The organism is Streptococcus sp. DD11 (genome assembly GCF_001578865.1).
Classification (GTDB): Bacteria; Bacillota; Bacilli; order Lactobacillales; family Streptococcaceae; genus Streptococcus; species Streptococcus panodentis.
This window is the reverse complement of the sequence record NZ_KQ969459.1, coordinates 1-382: the sequence shown is the minus strand read 5'-3', so window position 1 is coordinate 382 and position 382 is coordinate 1. Positions and strand designations below refer to the sequence as shown.

The 382-nt window shown below is 49.2% G+C and carries 2 pseudogenes; both read right to left on the bottom strand.

The window, feature by feature from the left end:
* A pseudogene (locus STRDD11_RS13395) lies at positions 1-196 on the bottom strand (hypothetical protein); the annotation flags it as partial.
* Positions 187-382 (bottom strand): annotated as a pseudogene (locus STRDD11_RS13835) (hypothetical protein); the annotation flags it as partial. The pseudogenes STRDD11_RS13835 and STRDD11_RS13395, both read right to left, overlap by 10 nt.

Sequence of the window (382 nt, the reverse complement as noted above, 5' to 3'; positions counted from 1 at the left end):
CTGGGATGATAATATCGGTAAATAAACCTTTCCCTGCCGTATAGGCCGCTCCCTGCAGCTCACCCGAATCTAAAGAAGCAATCAGATGGTCGCAGCCTCTGGACAGGCGGTCAGTCACATCGTTGGCCACCTGCAGGTTATTGGTCATGGCCTGGATAAGCTGGGCCGAATCCTCTGCACTGTATCTTACTCCCATGGTAGACTTTGCCTCTCTTTTATTAATTTCTCTCTTTTTTCTTCTAAAGAATTGATGGCCTTGCGGCCGAGCTTGTCCAGTCTGTCAGACTGCTTGTCCACATAGTTCTGCACCTGCTGTCCCTGTGAAAGATTGGCTTCCACAGCGGAACCGATATTCACATACGGACTATAGGGATAGTCCTGT